20 protein-coding genes are annotated in these 20,260 nt (G+C 64.0%); 14 read left to right on the top strand and 6 right to left on the bottom strand.

Going from position 1 to position 20,260, the window contains the following annotated elements; translation table 11 throughout:
* Positions 1-143 precede the first annotated feature (143 nt).
* The 3 genes from hslV to ACIPHM_RS16840 all read left to right on the top strand — a co-directional run bounded on the left by hslV (position 144) and on the right by ACIPHM_RS16840 (position 4,044).
* Positions 144-695, top strand: coding sequence for an ATP-dependent protease subunit HslV (gene hslV, locus ACIPHM_RS16850; protein WP_046290402.1), 552 nt, complete (start codon positions 144-146; stop codon positions 693-695).
* Positions 696-806: 111 nt separating this feature from the next.
* Positions 807-2,165: an ATP-dependent protease ATPase subunit HslU gene (gene hslU / locus ACIPHM_RS16845; RefSeq protein ID WP_400330358.1), complete on the top strand. Its 1,359-nt coding sequence runs from the start codon at positions 807-809 to the stop codon at positions 2,163-2,165.
* Positions 2,166-2,469: 304 nt separating this feature from the next.
* A complete protein-coding gene (locus tag ACIPHM_RS16840; RefSeq protein ID WP_400330355.1) occupies positions 2,470-4,044 on the top strand; it encodes a class I adenylate-forming enzyme family protein in 1,575 nt (524 codons plus the stop codon).
* A 167-nt stretch (positions 4,045-4,211) separates the two neighbouring features.
* Here ACIPHM_RS16840 and ACIPHM_RS16835 read toward each other — a convergent pair whose 3' ends face one another.
* The gene (locus ACIPHM_RS16835) at positions 4,212-4,754 is read right to left on the bottom strand and encodes a response regulator transcription factor (RefSeq protein WP_400330352.1); all 543 of its coding nucleotides are present in this window, start codon (positions 4,752-4,754) and stop codon (positions 4,212-4,214) included.
* Positions 4,751-6,019 carry an ATP-binding protein gene (locus ACIPHM_RS16830; RefSeq protein ID WP_400330349.1) on the bottom strand — a complete coding sequence of 423 codons (1,269 nt, stop codon included), beginning with the start codon at positions 6,017-6,019 and terminating at the stop codon, positions 4,751-4,753. Before ACIPHM_RS16830 ends, ACIPHM_RS16835 begins: the two co-directional genes overlap by 4 nt.
* 219 nt (positions 6,020-6,238) lie before the next feature.
* On the opposite strand from ACIPHM_RS16830, the gene ACIPHM_RS16825 reads away from it, so the two are divergent.
* On the top strand, positions 6,239-6,742 hold the full coding sequence (locus tag ACIPHM_RS16825) for a copper chaperone PCu(A)C (RefSeq protein WP_400330347.1): 504 nt from the start codon (positions 6,239-6,241) through the stop codon (positions 6,740-6,742).
* Between the two features lie 10 nt (positions 6,743-6,752).
* On the opposite strand, the gene ACIPHM_RS16820 is transcribed toward ACIPHM_RS16825, so the two are convergent.
* Complete coding sequence (locus ACIPHM_RS16820) at positions 6,753-7,058, bottom strand: cysteine-rich CWC family protein (RefSeq protein WP_400330855.1); 306 nt, start codon at positions 7,056-7,058, stop codon at positions 6,753-6,755.
* A gap of 454 nt (positions 7,059-7,512) precedes the next feature.
* Here ACIPHM_RS16820 and argB point away from each other — a divergent pair, with 454 nt between their 5' ends.
* Both argB and ACIPHM_RS16810 read left to right on the top strand, forming a co-directional pair.
* Entirely contained in the window at positions 7,513-8,418 is a 906-nt protein-coding gene (gene argB, locus ACIPHM_RS16815) for an acetylglutamate kinase (protein ID WP_400330344.1), read from the top strand.
* Between the two features lie 111 nt (positions 8,419-8,529).
* Positions 8,530-9,225 (top strand): hypothetical protein, encoded by a 696-nt coding sequence (locus ACIPHM_RS16810; RefSeq protein ID WP_400330341.1) that lies wholly within the window; start codon positions 8,530-8,532, stop codon positions 9,223-9,225.
* 314 nt (positions 9,226-9,539) lie between these two features.
* On the opposite strand, the gene ACIPHM_RS16805 is transcribed toward ACIPHM_RS16810, so the two are convergent.
* The 3 genes from ACIPHM_RS16805 to ACIPHM_RS16795 form a co-directional block, all read right to left on the bottom strand.
* Complete coding sequence (locus tag ACIPHM_RS16805) at positions 9,540-10,490, bottom strand: PDR/VanB family oxidoreductase (protein ID WP_400330339.1); 951 nt, start codon at positions 10,488-10,490, stop codon at positions 9,540-9,542.
* Positions 10,487-11,548, bottom strand: coding sequence for a Rieske 2Fe-2S domain-containing protein (locus ACIPHM_RS16800; protein ID WP_400330336.1), 1,062 nt, complete (start codon positions 11,546-11,548; stop codon positions 10,487-10,489). Before ACIPHM_RS16800 ends, ACIPHM_RS16805 begins: the two co-directional genes overlap by 4 nt.
* A gap of 84 nt (positions 11,549-11,632) precedes the next feature.
* Positions 11,633-12,301 carry a GntR family transcriptional regulator gene (locus ACIPHM_RS16795; RefSeq protein ID WP_400330333.1) on the bottom strand — a complete coding sequence of 223 codons (669 nt, stop codon included), beginning with the start codon at positions 12,299-12,301 and terminating at the stop codon, positions 11,633-11,635.
* A 213-nt stretch (positions 12,302-12,514) separates the two neighbouring features.
* Here ACIPHM_RS16795 and ACIPHM_RS16790 point away from each other — a divergent pair, with 213 nt between their 5' ends.
* The 8 genes from ACIPHM_RS16790 to ACIPHM_RS16755 all read left to right on the top strand — a co-directional run bounded on the left by ACIPHM_RS16790 (position 12,515) and on the right by ACIPHM_RS16755 (position 20,159).
* Complete coding sequence (locus tag ACIPHM_RS16790; RefSeq protein ID WP_400330331.1) at positions 12,515-13,357, top strand: gallate dioxygenase; 843 nt, start codon at positions 12,515-12,517, stop codon at positions 13,355-13,357.
* On the top strand, positions 13,354-13,713 hold the full coding sequence (locus ACIPHM_RS16785) for a protocatechuate 3,4-dioxygenase (RefSeq protein ID WP_400330328.1): 360 nt from the start codon (positions 13,354-13,356) through the stop codon (positions 13,711-13,713). Before ACIPHM_RS16790 ends, ACIPHM_RS16785 begins: the two co-directional genes overlap by 4 nt.
* A 1-nt stretch (position 13,714) precedes the next feature.
* Positions 13,715-15,055 (top strand): LysR family transcriptional regulator, encoded by a 1,341-nt coding sequence (locus ACIPHM_RS16780; RefSeq protein ID WP_400330325.1) that lies wholly within the window; start codon positions 13,715-13,717, stop codon positions 15,053-15,055.
* A 410-nt stretch (positions 15,056-15,465) separates the two neighbouring features.
* A complete protein-coding gene (locus tag ACIPHM_RS16775) occupies positions 15,466-16,662 on the top strand; it encodes an ABC transporter substrate-binding protein (protein WP_400330322.1) in 1,197 nt (398 codons plus the stop codon).
* 52 nt (positions 16,663-16,714) lie between these two features.
* Positions 16,715-17,587, top strand: a complete 873-nt coding sequence (locus ACIPHM_RS16770; protein WP_400330319.1) for a branched-chain amino acid ABC transporter permease — start codon at positions 16,715-16,717, stop codon at positions 17,585-17,587.
* Between the two features lie 13 nt (positions 17,588-17,600).
* A complete protein-coding gene (locus tag ACIPHM_RS16765; RefSeq protein ID WP_400330317.1) occupies positions 17,601-18,680 on the top strand; it encodes a branched-chain amino acid ABC transporter permease in 1,080 nt (359 codons plus the stop codon).
* Positions 18,677-19,429: an ABC transporter ATP-binding protein gene (locus ACIPHM_RS16760; protein ID WP_400330315.1), complete on the top strand. Its 753-nt coding sequence runs from the start codon at positions 18,677-18,679 to the stop codon at positions 19,427-19,429. Before ACIPHM_RS16765 ends, ACIPHM_RS16760 begins: the two co-directional genes overlap by 4 nt.
* Positions 19,422-20,159: an ABC transporter ATP-binding protein gene (locus ACIPHM_RS16755; protein WP_400330313.1), complete on the top strand. Its 738-nt coding sequence runs from the start codon at positions 19,422-19,424 to the stop codon at positions 20,157-20,159. Before ACIPHM_RS16760 ends, ACIPHM_RS16755 begins: the two co-directional genes overlap by 8 nt.
* The last annotated feature ends 101 nt before the right edge of the window (positions 20,160-20,260 follow it).

Genomic DNA, 20,260 nt, shown 5'->3' with positions numbered 1-20,260 from the left:
GCCGTCGACGCCTCTTGATATTCTTTCGATTGCCCTAAACTACAGTCACGTCTCGCCCGGAAAGGCGTGCCGTCACAGTCGTGCGGTGCGGCATCCGGGACAATCGTTACGGGGCGCATGGCGTCCCCCGAAAAGGAACAGGCATGGAGCAATACCACGGCACCACCATCGTCTCCGTTCGGCGCGGCGATCAGGTCGCGCTCGGCGGTGACGGGCAGGTCACGCTAGGTAACATCGTGATGAAGGGAACGGCGCGCAAGGTCCGCACCATCTATGACGGCAAGGTCATGGTCGGCTTCGCGGGCGCCACGGCAGACGCCTTCTCGCTGCTCGACCGTTTCGAGGCGAAGCTCCAGAAGCACCAGGGGCATCTCACGCGCTCGGCCGTCGAACTCGCGAAGGACTGGCGCACGGACCGCATGCTGCGCCGTCTCGAAGCGATGATGATCGTTGCCGACGCCGAGACGACGCTGGTCATTACCGGTAACGGCGATGTTCTCGATCCGGAAGGCGGCGTGGCTGCCATCGGTTCGGGCGGATCGTACGCGCAGGCCGCGGCGCGCGCGCTGGTCGAGAATACCGACCTGACGCCGGCCGAAATCGTCAAGAAGGCGCTGACGATCGCGGGCGAAATGTGCATCTACACGAACGGCAATCACATTATCGAGTCGCTGCCGCCGAAGGCAGCGAAGTAACGACGGATGACGCGCGCGCCGCGAGGCGAACTCCTGCGGCGCGACTTGCCGGCCGGGGATTGACCGGCCGGGCGTCACCTTCTGTGCGAACCCCCTAATCTGGCGAACGTCATGACCCATATGACCCCCTCCGAGATCGTTTCCGAACTCGACAAACACATCATCGGCCAGCACAAGGCCAAGAAGGCCGTTGCGGTGGCGTTGCGTAACCGCTGGCGCCGTCAGCAGGTGGCCGAGCCTCTGCGTCAGGAGATCACGCCGAAGAACATTTTGATGATCGGTCCGACCGGTGTCGGCAAGACCGAAATCGCCCGCCGTCTGGCCAAGCTGGCCGACGCGCCGTTCATCAAGGTCGAGGCGACCAAGTTCACGGAAGTCGGCTATGTGGGGCGCGACGTGGACAGCATCGTGCGCGATCTCGCGGAAATCGCGATCAAGCAGACGCGTGAAGCCGAAATGAAGAAGGTGCGTACCAAGGCTGAAGATCTGGCCGAGGATCGCATTCTCGATCTGCTGCTGCCGACGGGGCGCGAATCGTCGCGCGACATCCGATTCGGTGCGGCGTCGCACGACACGGAGCCGAGCGGCGAAGACAACGTTACGCGTCAGACCTTCCGCAAGCGTTTGCGCGAGGGTGCGCTCGACGACAAGGAAATCGAGCTCGAAGTGGAAATTCCGGCACAGGGCATGGAAATCATGGGTCCGCCGGGAATGGAAGAAATGACCGAGCAGATCAAGGGCATGTTCGCGAATCTGGGCAACCAGAAGAAGAAGCGTCAGAAGCTCAAGATCAAGGACGCGCTCAAGATCCTGACCGACGAAGAAGCGTCGAAGATGCTCAACGACGAGGAGGTCAAGCAACTCGCGCTTCGCAACGTCGAGCAGAACGGCATTGTGTTCCTCGACGAAATCGACAAGATCGCCACGCGCAGCGAAGTGGGCGGTGGTGACGTGTCGCGCCAGGGCGTGCAACGCGATCTGCTGCCGCTGGTCGAAGGCACGACCGTGAGCACGAAGTTCGGCATGATCAAGACGGACCACATTCTGTTCATTGCGAGCGGTGCGTTCCATCTGGCCAAGCCGAGCGATCTGATTCCGGAGTTGCAAGGCCGCTTCCCGATTCGCGTCGAACTCGAATCGCTGTCGGTCGAGGACTTCGAAGCGATTCTCACGCAAACTGACGCGAGTCTCGTCAAGCAGTACCAGGCATTGCTCGCCACGGAAGACGTGAAGCTCGAATTCGCCCCGGACGGCATCAAGCGTCTCGCGGAAATCGCGTTCTCGGTCAACGAGAAGACGGAAAACATCGGCGCGCGCCGCTTGTACACCGTCATCGAGAAGTTGCTCGAAGACATTTCGTACAACGCCGGCAAGCAGGCTGACGAAGTCATCACGATCAACACCGAGTACGTGAATCGCTTCCTTGAGGAAGTGGCGCAGAACGAAGATCTGTCGCGCTACGTGCTGTGAGGTCGTGACATTCGCCGCAAGGTGATAGAAGGTGCTTTGTGAACCGACCCCGGAAAGTTGGCGCGTCGGGTTCACGTAGCCGTCCAATCCATCAATGGCGGGCCGGGTTCTGTATCGCACAGAACCCGGCCCGTTTCGTTTGAGACGGATAAGACGCCGCTAGGCGAGTGCTTTTCCCAAATGAACGGGCGGGGGCATCAGGCCACGAAACCCGCATGCTAAAAACGCAGGGACGGTCTCGCCCCTGCTTTTCAAGCGATGTCGAGACCGGTCACAACTATCGATTTGTGAGGTCTTGGACATCATGAAACATGCATCGGAAGCCGTCGTCGCGCCCCGCGTCGGCGCGACCCATTTCTCCCGGGCGCTGGAACAAAACGCAATTGCGTCTGCGTCGGTACCCGCGTTGATTTTCGGCGAGCAGGTCTGGGATCACGCGCGGCTCGGCAGCGAGGTGTGGCGCCTGGCACGCGGACTTGCCGCTCGGGGTATCCAGCCCGGCGATCGCATCGCGATGCAACTGGGCAATAGCGCGGCGGGTGTCGTAACGGTGGCTGCGGCGATGTGTCTTGGTGCCATTGTGGCGCCCATCAATACGAGCTATACGGCAAATGAGACAAGGCGCACGGTCGAACGGCTGCAACCGTCGCTCTTTCTGTTTCACATCGAGAATTACGCGCTGACGGCCCGTGCGTTGGACGGACTCCTTCCCCCGGCACAGTGGTTTAGTGTCGGCGAGCATGACGCGCCGTGTGAAGTCGATGACTGGACGGTGCTTCAAAGCGAAGACGACACACCGTTTGTCGCAGACACCTTAACGGACGATATGCCTTTGGTCATCATGGCGACGTCGGGTACCACGGCGGAGCCAAAGCTTGTCGTCCATACCCAGCGAACTCTTGGCGCCATGGTGACGCCGCGCTCGTCTGCGCCCGATGATTGGATCGAGCTCGTGCCCACGCCGATTTTCTGCATGACGTCTGTCCTCGCGATCGTCCAATGCATCCATTTGGGCAGAACCATCGCACTCCCCGAGTGTGCCGCCTTCGATGCCAACGTATTTCTCGACGCGATCGAACGGCATCGTTGTACTCGTCTGGGATGCTCGCCGTACGGATTGGCCGAACTGACTCGCGCTCAGCGCGCCCGCAAGCGAGATGTCTCGTCTCTTCGCACCTGCACGGTTAGCGGGGATGCGTGTGCCCCCGTGTTGATCGATAACTTCCAACAAGTCTTCGGCTGGAAGCCTCAGCCTGTCTTCGGTACGACCGAAACGAGCATGTGCGTCGGCCCGGGAAGCCAGTTCGGTACCTATCGCGCGGACCCGGCGCGTGCCCGTCTGGTCGATAGCGAGGGGGGCAGTGTGGTGCCAGGTGCGATAGGCGAGCTGCAAGTGCGGGGAGATAACATCTTCAAGGGGTACTGGGTGTCCCCCGGTGTGATCCACGATCCCAAAGTCGATGGTTGGTACCGCACCGGCGACCTGATGCGCCTGGAGAAAGACGGGGATCTACGGTACGTCGCGAGAACCAAAAATATTATCGTGCGTGCGGGCCGAAACATCGCACCGGCCGAGATCGAACGCGTACTGCTGTCGGATGCCCACGTCCGTGAAGCCGCCGTATTCGGATTGCCCGACGTGGAGTTTGGCGAAAGGGTAGCGGCCCTCGTCGTGCGAAACGGTGCTGGAGAATCATGTACCGAGGCGGCATTGCGGGCACAACTTGAAGCGCAGCTGGCCGGATACAAGATCCCGGAGCACCTATTCTTCGTCGAAAGCATTCCCCGAAATGTCTGGGGAAAGATCGATCGAAAGTCCCTTGCCGCAGTGGCGGCTCAACTCATGCAAGCCAGCGCGTCGACAGGCCATACCTCGTAGTGCACGGGCGGCGGCTCATTCGGTGAAAACCGGTCAACGCTTTCTCCGTCATGTGCGCAGGCCACAGACCCATGAAAAAACACCCCAAAGGCTGGACTGACGTCCAACGTTTGGGGTGTTTCTCGTTCCGGGCAGTGGCTTCGCTTGGCCCTGAGATCGCAGCGGTGTTACTGCTTGACCGGGCGCTTGAGCAGCTTGCGTTGCAGCGTGCGTCGATGCATGTTCAGCGCGCGCGCCGTGGCGGAGATGTTGCCATTGTGCTCGGCGAGCACGCGTTGAATGTGCTCCCACTCCAGACGCGCCACCGACAGGGGCGACGGGTTCTCGAAGGCCTCGTCGGCTTGCGTTTCGCTGGCGTCGTTGCGCAGCGACGCGAGAATGGTATCCGCGTTCGCCGGTTTGGCGAGATAGTTGTCGGCGCCATCTTTCACGGCTTGCACGGCCGTCGCGATGCTCGCATAGCCCGTGAGCACCAGCATGCGCGCCTTCGGTTGCAATGCCCGCAGCGGCGCGATGAGCGGCAGTCCCGAGTCGTGCCCCAGATGCAGATCGACCGAGATCAGATCGAACTGACGCGTGCGCGCCGCGAGCAAGGCGGCGGCGCTGTCGGCAGCGATCTGCACGTCGTAGCCGCGACGCGTCAGCGCACGAGCAAGCGTTTCGGCGAAGACGACGTCGTCATCGATGAGAAGAAAATGGGAGGCGTTCATGTCTGACTCCGCGAACCGAAGAAGAAGGTGGCCATCGGCAGGCGCAACTCGGCGCGCGTGCCTTGCGGCGTGTTGGGGGTAAGGGCGATGTCGCCGCCCAGGCGCTGCGCACTGGCAAAGGCGAGATACAGCCCCATGCCATGCCCGCCATGCGTACTCATAACGGGAGAATTCCCCAGCCGGGTGCGAAGTTCGGCGCTCATGCCGGGGCCTTCGTCGCATACCGTGAAGCGCACGTAGTCCGGTGCCACGGCGACATCGAGCGTGACCGACGACGGGCTGAAGTAAGCCGCGTTATCGAGCAGGATCGTCAGAATCTGCCCGACCTGCACGGTGTCTTCGATTCGCACCGTCAACTCGGGCGGCACGCGTAACTGGAACTGTACCTGCGGATGTCGCAGACGCCACTGCGTCGTGAACGCCGGCAGCCATTCGGACAACGCCTGACGCACCGGCGCGGCGGCGCGCATCTGCACGTGGCCGATGGCGCTCTTGCACAGCGCGATCTGTTGTTCGAGCGTCTGAAGGTCCGGCTCGAACGGCTTGAGTGCGGCGTTGCCCAGACTCTCGCTGCGCAGTTCGCCGACCACCACCGCCATCGTCGAGAGCGGCGTGCCGAGTTCGTGCGCCACGCTCGCGGCCTGCGCGCCGAGCGCGGCCATCCGTTCGTCGCGCAACAGACGCTGTTCCGCGCGAGCGAGTTGCGCGTCGCGGGCACGAAGCGCACGAGACATTCGCGACACGAACCACGCGATCACCAGCACGCTGACCACGAAGTTCACCCACATCCCTGCAAGATGCAGACGTAGCAGGTTGCCCGGATCGGCGAGATCGAGCGGCACGTACTGGAAATTGAGCGCGCCGTAAGCGACCAGCGAGAGCAGCGCCAACTGCGACGCATTGCGCCACGGCAGCACGGCGGCGGCAATGGCCAGTCCCGGCAGGAAGAGGGAGACGAAGGGATTGGTCGCCCCGCCCGAGAAGAACAACAACGAGGTGAGTGCGGCCAGATCAACGAGCAACTGGCCCATCAGATCGAGATCGGTGCGACGCTTCGCGCGCTCGACGCCGCGCCGCGCGCGTATCCACGTGAGCACGTTGAACAGCACTTCGAGGGCAACGATGGTGAGCATCGGCTCAAGCGGCAGACGCACGCCGAGCCAGAGTTGTGCGACCCCGATAGTGGCCAGCTGACCGACGATGGCCAGGCAGCGCAGCCAGAAGAGCTGGACGACGTTGGTTCGCTCGATGGGAAAATGAGTCATACGACAAGTGTACCAAGTCCGGGTCACGGGCCATCCGGCGCGGCGGGGCGCTGCGACACTCTGCCGCATCGATGCAACGCCGCGCATTGCATTGTGTGCACACGCGTTCCGCGGCGCGCGACTACAATGGTCGTTCACGTTTTGCGCGACATCATGTCGCGCACGTTTTCGTCGAACAGCCCGCGCTATCCAGCCCGTAGACAATAAAAAGGAGTTTGCATGAAGCACAAGCTTTTGGTGGCGGCCGTACTCGGTCTCGGCATGATGTCGGCTTCGGCCTTCGCGCAAACCGCGCAGGTCGATGTCTCTGACGCATGGGCGCGCGGCACCGTTCCGGGCCAGACCTCGTCCGCTGTGTATATGACGCTCCAAGCGCACCAGGCCACCACGCTTGTCAGCGTGAGCACCCCGGCGGCGGCCAATGCGGAAGTCCACGAAATGAAGCTCGAAGGCACGCTCATGAAAATGCGTGCGTTGCCCAAGGGCTTGCCGCTCGAGGCCAACAAACCGGTGGAGCTCAAGCCGGGCAGCTATCACATCATGCTCACGGAACTGAAGGGGCCGCTCAAGAAGGGCGACATCGTGCCGCTGACGTTGAAGTTCGAGACTGCCGATCACAAGAAGTCCGAGCAGCAGGTTCAGGCCACCGTGCGTGACCTGACGGCAGCCGCTCCGGCGGGCGGCGCCATGTCCGGCATGGCGCACGGCGCGCATAGCCAGTAACCGGCGAGGCTTAGCTGGCCGCTCCGGTGGCGGCGGGGTCGGCGGCGGTGCCGTCGATCGCCACACCGGCGGCGATCAGCGCCGCGCGCAGGCAAGCCGGGCACAGACACGCCCCGGCACCCAGCCTGAGCGACGCGGACAGACGCGGCCAGTCGAGGCACCAGCAATGCACCTCGCCCGTCTTGCTCCCCGGCTCGCGCCCCACCGTGTCCCGTCCTTCCTTCGCCGAAGCGACCACCCCGCAAGCCACCGCGGCTCCGCAGCGCGGGCAGCGCGACGGTTCGGGGCCGTCACCGGCCTGCCGATTTCCGGCCATCGATTCGTCATCCATTACCGCACCTCGCTGCGCGATTTCCATCTCGTGAGAGACGGCACGCCTTCACATCCCCTGTCCCCAGCCGTCTTCCCTCCCCCAAGTTGCACAACTGCAACAGCGCAGACGCTGTCATCGGCCGGCCACGAGCGGGCGGGCGCGGCGCGCAAATCGGGCGGTGGGCGGCGATGCGGTAAAAATCGGCCACTGACGGGCGTCCGCGAATGAGTGAAAGGGGTGATACGCACGCACTATGGTGTACCGCTGACGGGGCGAAAATCGCCGCTTTTGCGGTTGCCGCCCCGTGTGTGACAAAGGGTAGCCATGGGCATTGGCCGATGCAAGTCCCAGACCCTTCCGAAAGCGGTCAAAGCCCCGCACGCACGGGCTTCTTGGCTGTACAATTCGCCGTGTTTCCTGGTCCACCTGCTCCCCCTGCGAGAAGAACCTTCCTGCCATGTCCGATCTGCAACTGTCTTCCATCGACGACATCGCGCCCGCACTCAAGGCTGAAATCCTGGCCGAGGCGATGCCGTACATCCGCAAATATCACGGCAAGACCGTGGTGATCAAATACGGCGGCAATGCCATGACCGAAGAGCGATTGAAGCGAGGCTTCGCGCGCGACGTCATCTTGCTCAAGCTCGTCGGCATCAACCCCGTGGTGGTGCACGGGGGCGGCCCGCAGATCGATCAGGCACTCAAGAAGATCGGCAAGCAGGGCACGTTTATCCAGGGCATGCGCGTGACCGATGAAGAGACGATGGAAGTGGTCGAGTGGGTGCTCGGCGGCGAAGTCCAGCAGGACATCGTCATGCTGATCAACCAGTACGGCGGTCAGGCGGTGGGTCTTACCGGCAAGGACGGCGGCCTCATCAACGCTCGCAAGATGCTGATGCCGGATCGCGAGCACGCCGGTCAGTTCCTCGACATCGGTTACGTCGGTGAAGTCGATTCGATCAACCCGGCCGTGGTGCGTGCGCTTCAGGACGACGCCTTCATCCCGGTGATCTCGCCGATCGGCGTGGGTGAAGACGGTCAGGCGTACAACATCAACGCCGACCTCGTGGCGGGCAAGCTCGCCACGGTGCTGGGTGCCGAGAAGCTGGTGATGATGACCAACATCCCGGGCGTGATGGACAAGGACGGCAATCTGCTGACCGATCTGTCGGCCCGCGAGATCGACGAACTGTTCGCAGACGGCACGATCTCGGGCGGCATGCTGCCGAAGATCTCGTCGGCCCTCGATGCTGCGAAGAGCGGCGTGAAGTCGGTGCACATTGTCGACGGCCGCATCGAGCATTCGGTGCTGCTGGAGATTCTGACGGAGCAGCCGTTCGGCACGATGATCCGCTCGCACTGAGCGCGATGTCATGCGCTCGCCAACGAAGCCACACGGCAGCCTGCAAGTTTGAAGCGGCGGACCCTCCGGGGTCCGCTTTGCATTTGTGCATCGATAACCTCTCAAGCCACCATGCCTACCCATGCCTTCTTTTCCTGGAGTGGCGGCAAGGACTCCTGCCTTGCCCTGCATCACGCGCTGTCGTGCGACACGAGCGGCGCACCGCATTTCGACGTGCGGCGATTGCTGGCGATGTTCGACGAAACCGGTGACAGCTCGCGCTCGCATGGCTTGCCGCGCGATCTGATGCAGGCGCAGGCCGACGCGCTCGGCATTGCGCTGGACATCGAACTGGCCAACTGGCGCGAGTACGAAGCGACGTTCGTCACACGGTTGCAGGCCATGCGCGCCGAGGGCATCACGCACGGGCTGTTCGGCGATATCGATCTTCAGCCGCATCGCGATTGGGAAGAGAAAGTGTGCACTGCGGCGGGCATGACGGCCGTGCTGCCGCTGTGGCAGCGCGAGCGCTGCATCCGCCGCGCTCGGCCACACCGATGCTCCGGCCATCGCCGCACCGAACTTCGGTCGCGTGGTGGCGGCGAGTTGCTTCGGCACCGCCATCGAGTGGTACGACTTTTTCGTCTATGGCTTTCTCGCGCCCATCGTGCTCATCACGCGTTTGCCGGAAGACGATCTGCTGACGTGGGGCTGGCGTGTGCCGTTCCTCGTGAGTCTGCTGCTCGTGGCGCTAGGCACTTACGTGCGTCTGAATCCCCGCGCTCGGCATGCTCTCCGACAAGCTCGGACGCCGCCCCATGTTCCTGATGGGACTGGCCGCCACGGCGCTCTTCATCTACCCGTTCTTCCTGATGATGGGCAGCCTGCAGACGACATGGGTCGTGCTCGCCATCGTGATCGGCGCGGGTGTGATTCATCCGATGATGTTCGGCCCGGAAGGCAGCTTCTTCTCGGAGTTGTTCGATGCGCGGGTGCGCTTCTCGGGCGTGTCGCTCGGCAAGCAGATCGGCACGGTGCTGGGGGGCGGCCTGGCACCCATGATCGCGGCGAGCCTGCTGGCGTGGAGTCACGGTCAGATCTGGCCGGTGATCGTCTACTTCCTCGTGCTGGCGGGCGCCGACTCAGAGATCGAGCACCAGCACGGCCGATTTGCTGCGCGAGCAGCAAGGCAGGATCTGATCGTTGGCGGCGCGCTCATCGTCGGTCAGATAGACGTCGCGATGGTCGGGCGTGCCGTCGACGACACGTGTCAGACACGTGCCGCACACGCCTTGTTCGCACGACATCTGCACTTCGACACCGTGCGCGGCGAGCGCAGCGACAATGGTCTCGCCCGCCTTCACCTCGATCACGCGTCCGCTCGAATGCAGCCTGACCTGGAAAGGCTTGTCGTCGTCGCCGTCGGCGCTCGCTGGCACGGGTGCGGCGAAGTACTCGCGATGCACGTTGCCTTCCGGCCACTGCGCCGCCTCGGCACGCGCGAGCACGGCGTCGATGAAGCCTGCCGGGCCGCACACGAACAGATGCTTGCCGCCGGACGGTTGCGCGAGAATCGCGTCGAGGTTGGCGCGCTCGCCTTCACTGTCGTAATACAGATGTGTCTTCGCAGCGATGTCTTCGCATGCGAAGCGCTCGCGAAACGCCGTGCGCGCCGGTTCGCGCGTGCAGTAATGCACTTCGAACGACGCGCCCTCCGACGCAAGCGCCTCGGCCATGCACAGGATCGGCGTGACGCCGATGCCGCCCGCGAGCAGAATGCTGTGCTTCGCCTGTGGCGCGAGCGGGAAGTGATTGCGCGGTGCGCTGATCTCGATGTCCGTGCCGACCGTGAGCGCGTGCATGCCGACGGAGCCGCCCCGAGATTGCGGGTCGCGCAGCACGCCCACGCAGTAGCGATGCGTCTCGCCCGGCGCGTTGCACAGCGAGTATTGGCGAATGATGCCGTTGGTCACATGCACGTCGATGTGTGCGCCTGCGGTAAATGCCGGCAGCGCGCTGCCGTCGAGGCTCACCAGTTCGAATTCGCAGATGTCGGTGGCGACATCGCGTTTGTTCGCCAGCCGGACTTTCATGCCGCGTTCTCCGCGCCGGCCGCCGCCGCACCTGCGCGCTCGGCTTCCATGAGACGGTCGAGCACCTTGCGCGACTGCACGCCGCCCGCGTCGATATTGAGCTTGAGAATCTTCTTCTCCGGATACGCGGACAAATTGCGCTGCTGCGCCTCGAGCACTTCCTGGTCTTCGGCGAAGATGCCGCCCTGGCCGCGTTTGATCGCCGCCGTCAACTCGGCATCCTGCGGCTTGAAGTTGCGCGCCATGCCCCAGAAGTACCAGATCGATTCATCCGTCTCGGGCGTGATGAAGTCGACCACGATGCTGCCAGCCTTCTTGTCGGCGGGGGCGTCGTAACCGCCATGACCGGCGTGCGCAACCCCCACTTCGATCATCACGTGACTCGGCGGCGTGAAGCGGCAGATCTGCCAGCGATCGCACGCGAGCTGATCGTCCAGACCATTCGCACGCAGTGCGCCCGCCCAGAACGGCGGCGCCTTGATGTTCTCCATATGACGCGCGGTGATCACCATGTCGCCTTCGACGGTCGTCTTCGGCGGCGCTTCTTCGATCTCTTCCTGACCGATGCTCGTTGCGTGGACATAAGTCTCGTGTGTGAGGTCCATCAGGTTATCGATCATCAGGCGATAGTCGCACTTGATGTGATACAGCCCGCCGCCATACGCCCACTGTTCGCTCACCGCCCATTCGAGATACGGGATCTCGTCGGGATTCGCAAGCGCGGCGTCACCCGGCCAGACCCACACGAAGCCGTAGCGCTCGACGCAGGGAAACGCGCGCGTCTTCGGGAAGCCGCCGACGCGTTGACCGATCATCTTCGTGCACTTGCCGCCACCATCGACCGTCAGGCCGTGGTAGCCGCACACGAGGTGGCCGTCCTTGACGAAGCCCAGCGACAGCGCTGCGCCGCGATGCGGGCAGAAGTCTTCGAGCGCGGCGACGTTGCCGTTGCCATCGCGAAAGAACACCATCGCTTCGTTGCAGACCTTGCGGCCCAGCGGCTTGTCGGCGAACTCGTCCGGCGTGCACGCGACGTACCAGGTGTTTTTGAGGAACATGATCGTTTGTCTCCTTGGCGCGCCTTCGATTGGCACGCTCTCGTTTCGATAGGGAATGGTCGGGATGAATTCGGGCCGCGCGCGTTAGAGCAACTGCGCGCCCATGCTGTGTTCCTGCGTCACGATGTGCTCGCGGCACATGAATTCGGCGCGATCGGGCTGCCGGGCGGCAATGGCCTCGACGATCGCGTGATGCTGACGATGCGCGTACGCGATGATGTCCACATACTGACGGCGGTCCTCATGTCCGAACGCCACCGTGCGCGGTGCGACGAACGGCACCCGATTGCAGCGCGCGATGAAGCCTTCGAGCAGCGGGTTGTGCGCACCGGTCACGAGCAGATCGTGAAAGCGCGCGTTGAGCGACGCGTAACCGATCTGCACTTCGGGCGTCATCGTATGGTCGGCGAGCAGGGCGTCGCCCTCCGCCAGCAGGTCGCGCAGTTGCCCGAGCAACGCCGCACTCGCGCCTTTCTCGGCCAGCAATCGCGCGGCGTAACCTTCGAGCGCGCCGCGCAGATGCAGGGCTTCAATACTCTCCTCTCGCGTATGCGCACGCACCGCGTAGCCGCGCTGCCCGGCACGCACCACGAGTCCTTCTTCTGCGAGCACCGGCAGTGCCTGGCGCACCGGCATGCGCGACACCCCGAGTTGCTCCGCGAGCTTGGCTTCGGCCAGACGTTCGCCCGGCGCGAGTTCCCCCTTGAGGATCATCTCGCGCAATTGAACCGTGGTCGGCGTGGGATGCAGCATGCGTCTCCTTTCGTTCGCAGGAATGCCGTCGGATGCTCTGGACGCTGCCCGATCCGGCTTTTTTTCATTATGGGATCCCATAATTCGTAAACGCATTAGTAAATACCCTTGTTTATGTGGGTATGGGATCCCGGATAGACTCGGCGCTGCATAAATGCGGGTGGTTTCATTCTGCTGCCCAGGCATGACAAAACAAAAGACGGAGACGAAAGCGTGGCAAAGATCATTGGCGGGATCGGAACGTCGCACGTGCCGACCATCGGCGTGGCGTACGACAAGGGCAAGCAACAGGATCCCGCGTGGGCACCGCTGTTTCAGGGCTATGAGCCCGTGGCGAAGTGGCTGGCCGAGAAGCAGGCCGACGTCCTCGTGTTCTTCTACAACGATCACGCCACCACGTTTTTCTTCGACATGTATCCGACGTTCGCGCTCGGCGTGGGCGAGTCGTTCCCGATTGCCGACGAAGGCGCGGGGCTGCGTCCGCTGCCGCCGATTCGCGGTGACGTGGCGTTGCAGGCGCATATCGCCGAGTCGCTCGTGAACGACGAGTTCGACATCACCGTGTTCCAGGACAAGCCGATCGACCACGGTTGCGCGTCGCCGCTGCCGTTGCTCTGGCCCCACACGCCGGACTGGCCGGGCACTGTCGTGCCGATTGCCATCAACGTGCTGCAATACCCGCTGCCGACCGGCCGCCGCTGCTATCGCCTCGGTCAGGCGGTGCGGCGCGCCATCGAGTCGTATCCGGAAGATCTGCGCGTGGTCGTGGTGGGCACGGGCGGACTCTCGCATCAGATTCACGGCGAGCGCGCGGGCTACAACGACGAAGCGTGGGATCGCGAATTCCTGGAATTGCTCGAACACCAGCCCGAGAAGCTCACCGAGCTCAAGCACGTGGACTATGTCGAGCGTGGCGGCGCCGAGAGCGTGGAACAAATCATGTGGCTGTCGATGCGCGGCGCAATGGGCTCGCGTATCAGGCGTCTGCATCTGAACTACTACCTCGCGACGACGACCGCCATGACCGTCGCGCTCTACGAGGAAGACGTCGCATGAATCCGCAACTCGAAGGTATCGAAGCCATCACCGGCACTTACGCATTCGATCTGCGCGTGAGCAACCGCACGCTCAAGCTCAATCGCTTCTTCTGGCACATGATTCGCGCCGGGAGTCGCGAGACGTTCCTGAGCGATCCCGTTGCTGCCATGACTGCCGCCGGGCTCACGGCTGAGGAGCAGACGATGGTGCAGGCGCAGGACTGGATCGGGCTGGTGCGTCACGGCGTGAACTTCTTCGTGCTGGAGAAGTTTGCCCGCGTGGTGCGCAAGACCAACCTCGAAGTCTATGCGCTCATGCGCGGCGAAACGCTCGACGAGTTCATGGCCACGCGTCGCGTGCCGACCATGCGTTGACATGGCGATCGACACTGCCATCAGTCTGACCAACGCGCCGGGAGTACCCAGGCTCGCGTGCCATGAACGCGGCACGTGGAGCCGTGCGCCGCAGAGCAACGAAGCGACGCTGCTGTGCCGGAAGCTGCGCGGCCTGCGCGCGATGGTCGCCGTGCTGGAGTGCGATTCGGTCGCACGCGCCGCACGCATGCTGCATCTCTCGCAATCCGCGGTCGCTCGTTCGATTTCCGACATTGAGGCGGAGTTGGGTTTTCCGCTCTTTCACCGCAGCGCCCGCGGTCTGATTCCGAACGCGGCCGGTCAGCGGCTCGGCGTGCGCGCCACACGCGCGCTGGCCGAACTGGCGAACGGCTATCGCGAGGCGTTTGCCGCCACGGCGTCGCAAGCCGACGGCGGTGCGCGTGCGGCGAGCCGTTTCGCTGCCGTGGTCGCGCCGCAGCAACTCACGAGCTTCATCGCGGTCGCGGAGCTGGGCAGCGGGCCGCTGGCTGCGAGCCGTCTGCAATGCTCGCAGCCCACGATCCAGCGCAATCTCGATCAGCTCGAAGACCTCATCGGCATCAAGCTGTTCCGACGCACGCCGCGCGGCACGCGTCTGACAGACGAGGCGCTGGCGCTGCTCGGCCCCGTCAAGCGGGCGCTGGCGGAACTGGCGATTGCCGAAGACGAACTGGCGCCCTTCGGCGGGCGTCAGCAGGGCACGGTGATTGTGGCCGCGCTGCCGCTCTCCAGCGGCTTCCTGCTGCCCAAGGCCATCGACAGCCTGCTGTACAAGTCGCCGTATCTCACCGTGACGGTGGTCGACGGCACGTACGAGGCGCTGGTGCGTCAGTTGCGTCAGGCGGACGTCGACATGATCGTCGGCGCTCTGCGCGCGAACGACGTGCCGCCGGATATCCGTCAGGAAGCGCTGTTCGAAGATCATCTGTCGGTCGTCGCCCGCGCGGATCACCCGTGTCTGACGTCGGGGAAGACGCCCATGCTCGCGGAACTGGCGCAGTACGGCTGGGTGAGTCCGCTGCCTTGCACGCCGGCGCGCGGGGTGTTCGAGCGCGTGTTTCACGCGGAGGGCCTCCCGTTGCCGCAGACGCAGGTGCATGCGAGCAGCTCGCCGGTGGTGCGCGGCTTGTTGTCGTCGAGCGATCGTCTCGCGCTGCTCTCGCCGATACAGATCACCTCGGAACTGCGCACGGGCGAACTGGCGGTCGTGCCCGTGACGCTGCAACACGCGCGCCGCTCCATCGGTGTGGCCACGCGTCGCGACGGTCTGCTCTCGCCTGCGGCAGAGCAACTGCTCGACGAACTGCGCGCGCTGGCGCCGACGATGCAGCATCCGGCGTAACGCGCGAGGCGCGTAAATCGTTCGCTGCGCCGTTCGCCGCGGTGTCGGCGCGCGCGGCGAAAAATGCCGGATTCGCCATGACTTGCATGTCTCGCCTCACTGGCTCGCACGCGATTTGCGCGTCGCGAGTCACCGGCTGACGACCTCCCGCCGCGCCTTGTGCGGCGGGCGTTCCGTGGATGGCGCGCGGTGCGTCGCGCAGCGTGAAATTCCCCTCGTAAAAATCATCTCGAAACGTAGGGGAAATCTCGGGGATATACGAAAAACGCAACGCTCGACGCGAGAAGGTCGTTCGACGTCTTCATTTCGGCTGCCTAAGCTGTTCCGGACACTATGAAAAGGCACGCCAACCCCCGGCGTGACCTCATCAAAACGGATCGGTGCTACGACGCCGACGAGGAGACGACACCATGATGAAGCGCCATCTCTGGCTCGCTGTGGCACTTGCGAGCGTTTGCCAATTCACCGCTGTCCCGGCCCGCGCCGACGAAATCAAGATCGGCGTGCTGGGTCTGTTCTCCGGCTCGGCGTCGTGGTGGGGCACGGAATACCGTCGCGGTATCAATCTGTGGCTCGAGCAGAACAAGAACAAGGTCGGCGACGACACGCTCGTGATCCTGGAGCGCGACGAAGGCGGCGTGAATCCGCAGCGCACGCGTCAGCTCGCCCAGGAACTCGTGGTGCGCGATCAGGTGCAGTACCTGTTCGGCGGCTCGTTCACGCCGAACGTGCTGGCCATGGCCGATGTCGTGAACCAGACCAAGACGCCGCTGGTCATCGGCAACTCGGGCACGTCGAGCGTGACGCTCAAATCGCCGTACTTCGTGCGCACGGGCTTCACGCAGTGGACCGTGAGCGTGCCGCTCGTCGAATACGCCGCCAAAAAGGGTGTGAAGAACGCCGCCATCGTGGTCGCCGACTTCGCCACCGGCTACGACGCCATCGACGCCTACAGCGAGACCTTCAAGAAAGCCGGCGGCAAGGTTGCCGTCGAAGTGAAGGTGCCGCTGGGCACGACGGACTTCTCCAGCTACCTGCAACGGGTGCGTGACGCGAAGCCGGACGCCGTCTTCATGTTCATGCCCGTCGGCCCGATGTCGGCTGGTTTCGTGAAGGCGTTCAAGGAACGCGAACTCGACAAGGCCGGTATCCAGCTCTTCGCTACGACGGAGACGATGGAATCCGACCTGCCCGCCATTGGCGACAGCGCACTGGGCACCATCACCGCGCTGCACTACTCGCCGTTCCTCACGACGCCGGAAAACGTCGCGTTCGTGAAGGCCTTCAAGGCGAAGTACGGTCCGGGCGCACTGCCGTCGATCGCGTCGGTGTCGGCTTACGACTCGATGACGCTCATTGCACAGATGATCAAGGCCACCAAGGGCAAGAAGGACGCCGATCGCGCCATCGCCGCCGTGAAGGGCTACTCGTGGGTGAGCGCGCGCGGTCCGGTGTCGATCGATCCGAAGACGCGCGAAATCGTGCAGAACGTGTACATCCGTCGCGTGGAAACCATCGACGGCAAGCTCGGCAACAAGCCCATCGATACCTACAAGTCGGTGGTCGAGCCGTGGCATATCAGCCACCCGCAAGTGGCCGCCAAGTAACGCGGGCGATGTCGCTCGGTTGGTTCTGTTCGTTCGGTTCCGGTAATTCGTCATGACGCAATCGCTTGCCACTTTCCTGTCGTTGTCGATCGACGGTGTGGCCTACGGGATGCTGCTGTTTCTCATCTCCGTGGGCCTCACGGTCACGCTCGGCGTGATGCGCGTGGTCAACCTCGCGCACTCCGCCTTCGCCATGATCGGCGGTTATTTCACCTTGTGGGCCATGCAGCGTGCCGGGCTCGATTTCTTCGTCGCCCTGCTCGTGGGCGTGCTCGGCACGATGCTGCTCGGCGCGGTACTGGAGCGCACGTTGTATCGCTGGGTCTACACGGCCAACGGTCTGGGGCAGTTGCTCATGACGATCGGGCTCGCGTTCATCATCTGCGCGATTGCCAAGCACATGGCGGGCACGGAGTTGCAGACGATTCCGGTGCCGCAGGGTCTGCGCGGCACGTGGGACTTCGGGGCGTTCTCGGTGTCCGTGTACCGCATTTTCGCGCTGGTGTGCAGCGCGGTCGTGGCGCTCGGTATCTGGTGGGGGCTGGAGCGCACGCCGTTCGGCGCGAAGCTGCGCGCGGCGGTCGACAATCCGCGCATGGCGCGGTGCGTGGGCATCGACGTGCCGCTCGTGTTCTCGATCACGTTCGCCATCGGCTGCGGTCTGTCGGGGCTGGGCGGCGCGCTGTCGAGCCAGATCCTGCCGCTGGAGCCGTATTACGGCCTGAAGTATCTGGTGCTCGTGCTGATCGTGGTGGCCGCCGGCGGTCTGGGGAGTCTGCGCGGTTCGCTGTATGCGGGGCTGCTGCTCGGCCTGATCGACACGCTCGGCCGCTACTACGTGCCTGCGCTCGGCGCGTTCATGATCTATCTGGCCGTGCTGGCCATTCTGCTGATCCGCCCGCAAGGGCTGGTCGGGCGTGCCTGAGCGGAGGGTGACGATGTCTCAAACGAATCCTTCGCCCTCGACGGCCGTGCGCTCGCCGGTGGCGCCCGCGCTGCGCCGCAAACGCCTCGGCGTGCTCGATGCGGTGTTGCTGCTCGGCGCTGTCGCCACGTACTTCTTCGCCGATCTGTATCTCGCGCTCGCCACGAGCGTGCTGATCATGATCGTCTTCGCGCTTTCGCTCGATCTCGTGCAGGGCTACTGCGGTATCGAGACGCTCGGACACGCGGCGTTCTTCGGTAGCGGCGCTTACGCCGCAGGGCTCTTCGCGCTGCACGTGTCGCCCGATCCGTTGCTCGGTCTCGTTGCGGGAGCGGTGGTTGCCGCCGTGGTGGGGCTGATTACCGGCGTTGTCGTGCTGCGCGTGAGCGGACTCACGCAGATCATGCTCACGCTCGCGTGCGCCACGCTGCTCTACGAAGCGGGCAACATCGCCAAGTCGATCACGATGGGCGACGACGGTCTGACCGGCTACACCATTGCGCCGGTGCTCGGCTGGTTCGAGTTCGATATCTACGGTCACACGGCGTATCTGTATGCGCTCGCGGTGCTGCTCGTCGTCTATCTCTTCACGCAGTTCCTGGTGAACTCGCCGTTCGGACTGACGGTGCAGGGCATTCGCGAGAACGCCATGCGCATGTCGTTGCTGGGCGTTCGCGTGGGGCTGCGTCGTCTGATGCTGTACACGATTGCGGCGGCCGTGGCCGGTGTTGCGGGCGCGCTCTCGGCACAGGTCAACAACATCGTGGCGCTCGACACACTGTCGTTCACGCTCTCCGCCAACGTGCTCGTGATGCTTGCGCTCGGTGGCACCGGGCGCCTCTATGGCGCAGTTCTCGGGGCCGTCGTCTTCATGGTGTTGTCCGATCGCATTGCCGCCATCGATCCGACGAACTGGCTCGCGGCACTCGGCGTGCTGCTGATCGTTGTCGTGCGCTTCGCACCCGACGGACTGATCGGTGTCGTGGATCGCTTCGCCGCGCGCGTGCGCCGTCCGCGTCAGGTGACGACGACGTCGTCGTCGCAGGCCGGCAATGCCGCAGCATCGTCCACGGACAAGGAGGTGACGCCGTGAGCGCTGCACTCGAAATTCAAGGTCTGTCCAAGCGCTTCGGCCAACTGGACGTCACCCGCAACGTCAGCCTCTCGCTGCCGGTCGGCGCACGTCATGCACTGATCGGGCCGAACGGCGCAGGCAAGAGCACGCTGATGAACCTGCTCACAGGCGTGCTCAAGCCGAACGCCGGTGTGGTGCGCGTGGGTGGCACGGATGTCACGTCGATGCCGTCGCACAAGCGCGTGAAGCTGGGGCTGGCGCGTACGTTCCAGCTCAACACGCTGTTCGATGCGCTCACCGTGGCCGAGAACGTGGCGCTTGCGCTCACGTCGCGGCGCGGTCTGGACGGGCGCATCGGGCGTCCGCTGGCGAGCCGTCCGGCGGTCGTGGAGGAGGCGGCGGAACGTCTGCGCGAACTCGGCATGCTCGATCTTGCGGGCAAGCGCATCAACGAGCTTGCGTATGGTCAGCGCCGTCAGGTGGAAATCGCCCTGGGCCTCGCGCTCGACCCGAAGGTGCTGCTGCTGGACGAACCTGTGGCCGGCGTGCCGTCGGGGCAGGGACGAAAACTGTTCGAACTGCTCGAGCGTCTGCCGCAGGACGTTGCGGTGATGGTCATCGAACACGACATGGATCTGGTCTTTCGCTTCGCGCGCCGTATCACGGTGCTGGTCGAAGGCGCAGTGCTGATGGAAGGCGAGAAGGACGAAGTGCGCAGCGATCCGCGCGTGCGCGATATCTATCTGGGGCGTCGCCATCATGACTGACATTCTGCTCGAAGCCGGCGGGCTCAGCGCCGGGTATGGCGAAACCATCGTGCTCGAAGACCTGAGTCTGCGCGTGGCGGCGGGGGAAGCCGTCGCCATTCTCGGTCGCAATGGCGTGGGCAAGAGCACGTTGCTGCTCAGCCTGCTGGGGCTGACTACGCGTCACGGCGGCGTGCTGCGCTATCGAGACGAGGACATCACGGCGTGGCCCGCCTACAAACGCGCCCGCGCGGGACTCGCGCTGGTGCCGCAGGAGCGCGAGATATTCAAGTCGCTCAGCGTCGAAGAGAACCTGCAAGTGTCGGCGATGGGCGATGGCGCACCCGCGACGAACGATGGCGGCACCTGGACGCTGGAGCGGGTGTATGACCTGTTCCCGCGACTGAAAGAGCGCCGTCGCAACCTCGGCAACCAGCTCTCGGGCGGTGAGCAGCAGATGCTCGCCATTGGCCGCGCGCTGATCGGCAATCCCCGCGTAATTCTGTTCGACGAACCGTTCGAAGGGCTCGCGCCGGTGATTGTCGATCAACTGGTCGACGCCTTCTGGAAGCTGCGCGCGGACGGCGGCATGGGCGTGGTGCTCGTGGAGCAGCACGCGGAACTTGGGCTGGAGCTCACCGACCGTGCGCTGGTGCTCGACCGGGGCCGTCAGGTCTGGGCGGGACGCAGCAGCGACCTCGCCGCGTCGCCGGAATTGCTCGGCACGCTGGTCGGTCTGGAAAGCGCATGAGTCTGCCCGGGCGCATGCCTCTGCATCGGGCCGCCGATTCCGTCCTACCTCGCGTTATTCCGTCTGCGCGGGCAGCGTGAAACACGTACCAACGTCAAACA

Source organism: Pandoraea sp. NPDC087047 (assembly GCF_044745225.1).
Lineage (GTDB): Bacteria > Pseudomonadota > Gammaproteobacteria > Burkholderiales > Burkholderiaceae > Pandoraea.
This window is presented reverse-complemented; position numbering and strand designations above follow the sequence as displayed.

What these genes read in the sequence shown, in the direction of transcription:
- hslV (WP_046290402.1), top strand. Translation starts at nt 144, where the DNA reads ATGGAGCAATACCACGGCACCACCATCGTCTCCGTTCGGCGCGGCGAT.
- hslU (WP_400330358.1), top strand. Translation starts at nt 807, where the DNA reads ATGACCCATATGACCCCCTCCGAGATCGTTTCCGAACTCGACAAACAC.
- ACIPHM_RS16840 (WP_400330355.1), top strand. Translation starts at nt 2,470, where the DNA reads ATGAAACATGCATCGGAAGCCGTCGTCGCGCCCCGCGTCGGCGCGACC.
- ACIPHM_RS16835 (WP_400330352.1), bottom strand. Translation starts at nt 4,754, where the DNA reads ATGAACGCCTCCCATTTTCTTCTCATCGATGACGACGTCGTCTTCGCC.
- ACIPHM_RS16830 (WP_400330349.1), bottom strand. Translation starts at nt 6,019, where the DNA reads ATGACTCATTTTCCCATCGAGCGAACCAACGTCGTCCAGCTCTTCTGG.
- ACIPHM_RS16825 (WP_400330347.1), top strand. Translation starts at nt 6,239, where the DNA reads ATGAAGCACAAGCTTTTGGTGGCGGCCGTACTCGGTCTCGGCATGATG.
- ACIPHM_RS16820 (WP_400330855.1), bottom strand. Translation starts at nt 7,058, where the DNA reads ATGGCCGGAAATCGGCAGGCCGGTGACGGCCCCGAACCGTCGCGCTGC.
- argB (WP_400330344.1), top strand. Translation starts at nt 7,513, where the DNA reads ATGTCCGATCTGCAACTGTCTTCCATCGACGACATCGCGCCCGCACTC.
- ACIPHM_RS16810 (WP_400330341.1), top strand. Translation starts at nt 8,530, where the DNA reads ATGCCTACCCATGCCTTCTTTTCCTGGAGTGGCGGCAAGGACTCCTGC.
- ACIPHM_RS16805 (WP_400330339.1), bottom strand. Translation starts at nt 10,490, where the DNA reads ATGAAAGTCCGGCTGGCGAACAAACGCGATGTCGCCACCGACATCTGC.
- ACIPHM_RS16800 (WP_400330336.1), bottom strand. Translation starts at nt 11,548, where the DNA reads ATGTTCCTCAAAAACACCTGGTACGTCGCGTGCACGCCGGACGAGTTC.
- ACIPHM_RS16795 (WP_400330333.1), bottom strand. Translation starts at nt 12,301, where the DNA reads ATGCTGCATCCCACGCCGACCACGGTTCAATTGCGCGAGATGATCCTC.
- ACIPHM_RS16785 (WP_400330328.1), top strand. Translation starts at nt 13,354, where the DNA reads ATGAATCCGCAACTCGAAGGTATCGAAGCCATCACCGGCACTTACGCA.
- ACIPHM_RS16780 (WP_400330325.1), top strand. Translation starts at nt 13,715, where the DNA reads ATGGCGATCGACACTGCCATCAGTCTGACCAACGCGCCGGGAGTACCC.
- ACIPHM_RS16775 (WP_400330322.1), top strand. Translation starts at nt 15,466, where the DNA reads ATGATGAAGCGCCATCTCTGGCTCGCTGTGGCACTTGCGAGCGTTTGC.
- ACIPHM_RS16770 (WP_400330319.1), top strand. Translation starts at nt 16,715, where the DNA reads ATGACGCAATCGCTTGCCACTTTCCTGTCGTTGTCGATCGACGGTGTG.
- ACIPHM_RS16765 (WP_400330317.1), top strand. Translation starts at nt 17,601, where the DNA reads ATGTCTCAAACGAATCCTTCGCCCTCGACGGCCGTGCGCTCGCCGGTG.
- ACIPHM_RS16755 (WP_400330313.1), top strand. Translation starts at nt 19,422, where the DNA reads ATGACTGACATTCTGCTCGAAGCCGGCGGGCTCAGCGCCGGGTATGGC.